Origin of the sequence: Mycobacterium sp., assembly GCF_032161845.1 — a bacterium.
GTDB lineage: Bacteria > Actinomycetota > Actinomycetes > Mycobacteriales > Mycobacteriaceae > Mycobacterium.
The window spans coordinates 1-6,143 of record NZ_JAVRQA010000015.1 but is presented as its reverse complement, the minus strand read 5'-3'; the positions used below and the strand labels follow the sequence as shown (position 1 = coordinate 6,143).

The following is a 6,143-nucleotide window of genomic DNA, read 5'->3' as shown; positions in this document are numbered from 1 at the left end:
ACTCCACGGATTGCGCGATGTTTGGGGGCGTGCACCCCGGGTACCCGAAAACAAATGTCGACGGAGCGCCAACCCGCTCGGCACTCAATACGGTTTCCGAGTCCAGACCCACGCTCGCTCCGCCGGGATCGACGAGGACATCGCATGGCCATCACCGACATTGCAAAATACACCCACCTGAACGCCGTCGACATCGAGCGTCTCGGAGGTGAACTCGACGCGATCCGCCGTGACGTCGAGGACTCGCTGGGCGCATCCGACGCCGCTTACATCCGTCGCACCATCTTGTTCCAAAGGACGCTCGACGTCGCAGCGCGCCTCTTCATCGCCGGTACCGGATCCAAGGTCGGCTGGGCCTTGGGGACCGCTGCACTTGGCCTTGCCAAGTGCGTCGAGAACATGGAGATCGGCCACAACGTCTCCCACGGCCAATGGGATTGGATGAACGACCCCGAGATTCACTCCGCGACCTGGGAGTGGGACATGGTCGCCCTGTCATCGCAGTGGAAGTCCTCGCACAACGTGCGCCACCACGTGTTCAGCAACGTCTTGGGCGTCGACGACGATCTCGGATTTGGCGCGATGCGGGTGACGCGCGATCAACCGTGGAAGCCCAAGTACCTGCTGCAGCCGTTGCAGAATCTCCTACTCGCCCTGTCATTCGAGTGGGGCATCGCCATCCACGGCGTCGACTCGGAGCAGTCCAGGGCCGCGACGTTCTCGCAGGTAAAGATGCTGGTGCGCAAGGTGACTCGGCAAGGCCTCAAGGACTATGTCTTGTGGCCGGCGCTGAGCTGCAAGCGCTGGCGCAGGACCCTCGGAGCGAACGGGGCCGCCAACCTTCTTCGCAACCTCTGGGCCTATGTAGTGATCTTCTGCGGTCACTTCCCCGACGGCACACAGAAGTTCACTGCCGACGTGCTCAAGACCGAGACCAAGGCCGAGTGGTATTTGCGCCAGATGCTGGGCGCCGCCAACTTCAACGCCGGGCCCGTTCTGGCGTTCGCGAGCGGCAATCTCTGCTACCAGATTGAACACCACCTGTTCCCGGACCTCCCGAGCAACCGCTACGCCGAGATCGCCGAGCGGGTGCGGCCGCTGTTCGAGAAGTACGGTCTGCCCTACCTCACGGGCTCGCTCATGCATCAGTACGGTTCGACGCTGCGGACCATCAACCGGCTTGCCTTGCCGGACGGCGTCCTCGTGCCAACATGGAACCATGGCTGACGACGAGATGACCTCCGAACGCGAGTTCAACAAGCACAACATCGCGGAGTTCCGCGCCAACGGCGGCAAGGTGGGCGGCCAGTTCGAAGGGTTCCCGCTACTCATCCTGACGTCGACCGGCGCCAAGAGCGGTGAACCACGCGAAAACCTGATCGGCTACTTCGACATCGACGACACGATCTACGTCGTCGGCTCGGCGGCCGGTCGTGACGCCAGCCCCGGCTGGGTGTTCAACCTGCGCGCCCAGCCCAACGTCCAGGTGGAGATCGGACCCCACCCGCAGCGCGGCGCCGTCGCGCACGAATTGCCAAGGGCGGAAAGGGATCGTGTGTACGACCTCATCGTCGAGCAGGCTCCCGGATTCGGCGAGTACCAGAAGAAGACCGACAGGGTGATCCCCGTCTTCGAGCTCGCCAACGGCTAAGCGCCGGGCCAACCGGCCAATGCCAGGTCCGCCACGGCATGGAGATCGGCACGGCTGGCGCCGCTGCGCGCCTGCACTGAAATCCCTTGGCCTACGCCAACGATCCAGCGCGCGAGCACCAAGGTGTCGACACCGGACAGCTCGCCATTGCTGACCGCAGCATTGAATCGTTCAGCGAGCCGGTGCACCGTCGCGCCGCGTAGCTCGGCCAACCCGGGCGCTTCCCCAACGGTCAGGCAACCCAGGATGTCGCCACTGACCGTGTCGGCAGCACCATGCACCATCGCCTCGGCGACCTCGCGGGCCGTCGGCCGGGTCAGCGCATCGGTCATGTAGTCGCCGGGGCCGGAGAGGTAGCGCTCCGCGGCGCGCTCGAACAGCTTGTCCTTGGATCCGAACTCGGCGTAGATGCTGCGTCGGTTCACCCCGGTCGCGGCCGTGACGTCAGAGATCGACACCCCGTCGAAGCCGCGCTCCCAGAACAGTTTCATCGCCGCGTCTTCGACCTGATCGGAGTCGAACTCGCGCGGCCGCCCGACTGCCACGTCGCACCCGCCTTTCCTGTGATGCCGATCACAACGGGAATTCACCCGTGTGCGATCGGCCTTGACCTCAGCGTACTAAGTAACACATCGGTTCGTAATTACGAGGAGAGCATCGGAATGAGCACAACACCCCTGACCGGACGTCGCGCACTCGTCACCGGCGGATCGCGCGGCATCGGCGCGGAGATCGTGCGGCGACTGACCACCGACGGCGCCGCCGTGGCTTTCACCTATTCGGCATCGAAGACCGAGGCCGACGCTCTCGTCGCCGACGTGACCGCCAACGGCGCGAAGGCGGTGGCGATCCAGGCCGACGCTGCCGACCCGACCCAGACTGCCGCCGCTGTCGACACCGCCGTCGCCGAGCTCGGCGGCCTGGACGTCGTGGTGAACAACGCCGCCACTGCTCATCTCGTACCGGTCGACGAGTTCACGGCCGAGCAGTACGACCGGCTAGTGGCGATCAACATCGGTGGCCCGTTCTGGACGGTTCACGCCGCCCTCGCGCATCTCGGCGACGGCGCGCGGATCATCAACATCGGCAGCGTCAACGCCGACCGGGTGTCGGCTCCCGCGCAAGCCGTGTACGCGATGAGCAAGGGGGCGGTGTCGTCCTTCAGTCGTGGACTCGCCCGCGAGCTCGGCCCGCGCGGGATCACCGTCAACAACGTGCAGCCGGGTCCGATCAACACCGAAATGAACCCCGACGAAGGCGACTTCGCCGAGGGCATCAAGGCGGTCACCGCGCTCGGGCGCTACGGGCAGACCAGCGAGGTCGCCGCCGTGGTGAGTTTCCTCGCGAGCCCAGAGTCAAGCTACGTGACCGGTGCGAATTTGAACGTCGACGGAGGCTTCACGGTCTGACCCTAGAAGCTCTGGTGGATTCCCGTCGTCCGAAATCGACTGCGGTACATGCTCGGTGACACGCCGAGCGCGCGACGGAAGGTGCGTCGCATGGTGTCCGCCGATCCAAAGCCCGCGCGTCGTGCCACGGCTTCCTGTCCGTGGTCACCGGTCGCCAGCAGAACCTTGGCCGCTTCCAGTCGCGCCTGCTCGACGAAGCGCGCCGGCGTCATCCCGACCTGTACCCGGAACATGCGGACGAGGTGTCGCTCGCTGACCGCGGCCCGATCGGCCATCGCCGCGATCGAGTGGTCGGCGCCCGGATCGGCGACCACCGCGTCGAGGATCTCCCGCAGTCCGCCCGACACGGGGAGCTCCGACTCCGTCCACACGCTGAACTGCGCCTGACCGCCCGGCCGCTGAAGGAACACCACCATCCACCGGGCCACCCGCCGGGCCACGTCGGGACCGTAGTCGCTCTCCACCATGGCGAGCCCGAGGTCGATGCCCGCGGTGATGCCGGCACCGGTGATGAACGGCCCGTCCTGCACGAACAGCGAATCCGGAACGACCTCGATCTCGGGGTAGGTCCTGGCCAGCTCCTGGCAGTGCGCCCAGTGTGTGGTCGCGCGCCGTCCGTCGAGCAAGCCGAGTGCGGCCAGCACGAACGCGCCGGTGCACACCGAGGCGACGCGGCGTGCCCGCGGCGCCAGTTCGCCCACCATGTGCAACGCCGTCGCGACGTTGTCGGGCGTCCGCTCCTCAGGGATGTCGTGCTCGCCGGGCGTGAAGTAGAAGTCGGGCGGTACCCCGCCCGGCACGATCAACGTGTCGAACCGGTCCGGCACCTCGGTCAGCGACATGTGGACGTTCAGCGAGACGAACGACGTCGTGTCGACGGCGCTGCCGGTCGGGGACACCAGGAGAACGTTGTACTGCGCGCCGAAATCATTTGCGCGGGCGAAGATCTCGAGTGGTGCCGCGACGTCCTGCAACGTCACCTTGTCGTACAGCGCGAATACGACGGTCTTGGGCGCCTTCGGTTTGATGTCGGACACCTGCAGCGGTCCTTCCTAGGGTGAGGCCAACGTAGTCTCGGTATTCGACGACGGCAATGCGAGCGGGCCGAAGTCCGGATTCGCCCGAATCGTGTCCGGACCTGACGGGCAGAGCAATCCGGACGTAACGCCAGCGAAACCTGCTGAGCCGAAGCTCATTTCATGGATTCACGGACAGCCTTGACGCTGAGCATCGGCGTCCTCGGCGGACTCGCCGTCGCACTCACCGCAGACGTCATCACGGTACCCATCTGGGTGGTGTTCCTGGCGTGGGCGTCGTTCTTCTTCGTCGGCGGTGGGGTCACCGGCTGGGTCACGTCGGTGTCGTCGAACCTCGTCGGCGTGGTCATCGCGTCGGCCAGCCTGTTCGCCGCCCACCTGATGGGCGGCAGCCTGCTGGTCACCGCCATCGCCGTGGGGGTCGGGAGCGCCGTCATGGTGCAGGCGTCGTGGGTGCCGCTGTTGGCGACCACCCCGGCCGTCGTCATCGGATTCGCCTCAACGGTGTCGACGGTCGCCGGACGGGGCCACGACGTCACCGTCACCACCATCTCCCACCCTGGCCTGGTCGCCGCGGTGGCCTGCGTGCTCGGAGCGTCCTTCGGGTTGCTCTCGGAGTATCTGGCCACCGTCATGGCTAGATCATCCGAGTCATCCGCCACCAGCCCCGCCACCCCGCCGATCGAAGGAAGCCCCGCATGAAACTGCAGCACTATCTCGGTGGCCTCGAGGGCCTGCCGGAAGATCTCTCGTTGGAAAAGCGTGTCTTCGTTGAAGATTGGGAGAAACGCATCTTCGGCATCCACGTCGCAATGATGGGGCTGTCGAGCCACCTCGGCGCGGCGCTGCCGGCGTACCCCATCGACGAGGTGCCGACGGCCTTCGAGGACGAGTGGACGTGGGCCGACCTGCGCACCGGCGCCGAGGCGATGAACCCCTTCGACTACTTCAAGTTTCGCTACTACGAGAAGTGGTTGGGCGGCATCACCCAGTTCTTCGTCGACAAGGGGTACGTGACCGAAGAGGAACTCGCTGCCAAGGTCGGGGAACCCACACCGGTAGCGGGTGCACCCGAAGAGGCCATCGACGATCAGGTGGTCGCCTACCTCCGCAAGGGCGACAGCCCCCGGCGGGACGTCGCGCATCCCAAGTTCCCGGTCGGCTCGACGGTGCGGATCACCAACGTCGCCGCCGATGCGCACAGTCGGCTGCCGGGATACCTCCGCGGCAGGACCGGAACCGTGGAGCGCGTCTTCGAGGGCGACTACGCCTACTTCACCCACACCGGTGACGGCATCGGCGACCCGATGCCGATCTACATCGTCGAATTCGACCCCGGCGAAATCTGGGGGCCACGTGCCGAAGCGGGCCCGGAAACGCTGTACGCCGAGCTGTTCGAAGCCTATTTGGCACCCATCGAGGAGGAATCATGACCGACCAGTTCGCGTACCCGGCCGACCGCGAAGAGGCGAGCGCCAAGAAGGTTGCCGCCTTGGAGGCCCTGCTCATCGAGAAGGGCGTCATCACCCCCCAAACCGTGGACAAGGTGCTCGCCTACTTCGAAACCGAGATGACGCCGCTCAACGGCAAGAAGATCGTCGTAAAGGCATGGACCGATCCGCAATTCGCCGAGAAGGTCGTCATCGACACGCCCGCGGCGATCGCGGAACTGGACCTACCCGACGGCATGGCCGGCGCCGAGGGGGAGCACCTGCAGGCGGTGGCCAACACGTCGGGCGTGCACAACCTGGTGATCTGCACCCTGTGCTCCTGCTTTCCGTGGCCGGTACTCGGACTGCCGCCCTACTGGTACAAGGACCCGACCTTCCGCTCGCGGGCCGCCCGCGAACCCCGCAAGGTGCTTGCCGAGGTCGGGGTTGACCTGCCCGCCGACACCGAGATCAAGGTGTGGGACTCCAGCGGGCATTCACGGTGGTTCGTCATCCCCGAACGTCCCTCAGGGACAGAGGGTTTCACCGACGAGATGCTGATGGATCTGGTGACCACGGAGGCGATGATCGGCGTCGCGTTGGCAGGGCCGGCGTC

At 65.9% G+C, this 6,143-nt stretch carries 8 protein-coding genes; 6 read left to right on the top strand and 2 right to left on the bottom strand.

The window, feature by feature from the left end; translation table 11 throughout:
- Nucleotides 1-144: 144 nt before the first annotated feature.
- Together QOD90_RS00895 and QOD90_RS00890 are read left to right on the top strand one after the other, a co-directional pair.
- Complete coding sequence (locus QOD90_RS00895; protein ID WP_526345735.1) at nucleotides 145-1,227, top strand: fatty acid desaturase family protein; 1,083 nt, start codon at nucleotides 145-147, stop codon at nucleotides 1,225-1,227.
- Nucleotides 1,220-1,651 carry a nitroreductase family deazaflavin-dependent oxidoreductase gene (locus QOD90_RS00890; RefSeq protein WP_526345733.1) on the top strand — a complete coding sequence of 144 codons (432 nt, stop codon included), beginning with the start codon at nucleotides 1,220-1,222 and terminating at the stop codon, nucleotides 1,649-1,651. Before QOD90_RS00895 ends, QOD90_RS00890 begins: the two co-directional genes overlap by 8 nt.
- On the opposite strand, the gene QOD90_RS00885 is transcribed toward QOD90_RS00890, so the two are convergent.
- Nucleotides 1,648-2,196: a TetR/AcrR family transcriptional regulator gene (locus QOD90_RS00885; RefSeq protein WP_526345731.1), complete on the bottom strand. Its 549-nt coding sequence runs from the start codon at nucleotides 2,194-2,196 to the stop codon at nucleotides 1,648-1,650. The genes QOD90_RS00890 and QOD90_RS00885 overlap by 4 nt on opposite strands.
- A 117-nt stretch (nucleotides 2,197-2,313) precedes the next feature.
- Here QOD90_RS00885 and QOD90_RS00880 point away from each other — a divergent pair, with 117 nt between their 5' ends.
- Complete coding sequence (locus tag QOD90_RS00880; protein ID WP_526345729.1) at nucleotides 2,314-3,060, top strand: SDR family NAD(P)-dependent oxidoreductase; 747 nt, start codon at nucleotides 2,314-2,316, stop codon at nucleotides 3,058-3,060.
- A 2-nt stretch (nucleotides 3,061-3,062) separates the two neighbouring features.
- On the opposite strand, the gene QOD90_RS00875 is transcribed toward QOD90_RS00880, so the two are convergent.
- Nucleotides 3,063-4,097: a GlxA family transcriptional regulator gene (locus QOD90_RS00875; protein WP_526345727.1), complete on the bottom strand. Its 1,035-nt coding sequence runs from the start codon at nucleotides 4,095-4,097 to the stop codon at nucleotides 3,063-3,065.
- Between the two features lie 162 nt (nucleotides 4,098-4,259).
- Between QOD90_RS00875 and QOD90_RS00870 the strand changes: the two genes are divergently transcribed.
- From QOD90_RS00870 to nthA, 3 genes are all read left to right on the top strand, one after another.
- Complete coding sequence (locus tag QOD90_RS00870; RefSeq protein WP_526345725.1) at nucleotides 4,260-4,799, top strand: DUF1097 family protein; 540 nt, start codon at nucleotides 4,260-4,262, stop codon at nucleotides 4,797-4,799.
- Nucleotides 4,796-5,530 carry a nitrile hydratase subunit beta gene (nthB, locus tag QOD90_RS00865; protein ID WP_526345723.1) on the top strand — a complete coding sequence of 245 codons (735 nt, stop codon included), beginning with the start codon at nucleotides 4,796-4,798 and terminating at the stop codon, nucleotides 5,528-5,530. The genes QOD90_RS00870 and nthB overlap by 4 nt, the downstream gene beginning before the upstream one ends.
- Nucleotides 5,527-6,143, top strand: a 617-nt coding sequence (gene nthA, locus QOD90_RS00860; protein WP_526345721.1) for a nitrile hydratase subunit alpha, incomplete at its 3' end; no start/stop codon positions are given. The genes nthB and nthA, both read left to right, overlap by 4 nt.

Coding starts and splice junctions, on each gene's coding strand:
- QOD90_RS00895 (WP_526345735.1), top strand. CDS start 145: ATGGCCATCACCGACATTGCAAAATACACCCACCTGAACGCCGTCGAC.
- QOD90_RS00890 (WP_526345733.1), top strand. CDS start 1,220: ATGGCTGACGACGAGATGACCTCCGAACGCGAGTTCAACAAGCACAAC.
- QOD90_RS00880 (WP_526345729.1), top strand. CDS start 2,314: ATGAGCACAACACCCCTGACCGGACGTCGCGCACTCGTCACCGGCGGA.
- QOD90_RS00870 (WP_526345725.1), top strand. CDS start 4,260: ATGGATTCACGGACAGCCTTGACGCTGAGCATCGGCGTCCTCGGCGGA.
- nthB (WP_526345723.1), top strand. CDS start 4,796: ATGAAACTGCAGCACTATCTCGGTGGCCTCGAGGGCCTGCCGGAAGAT.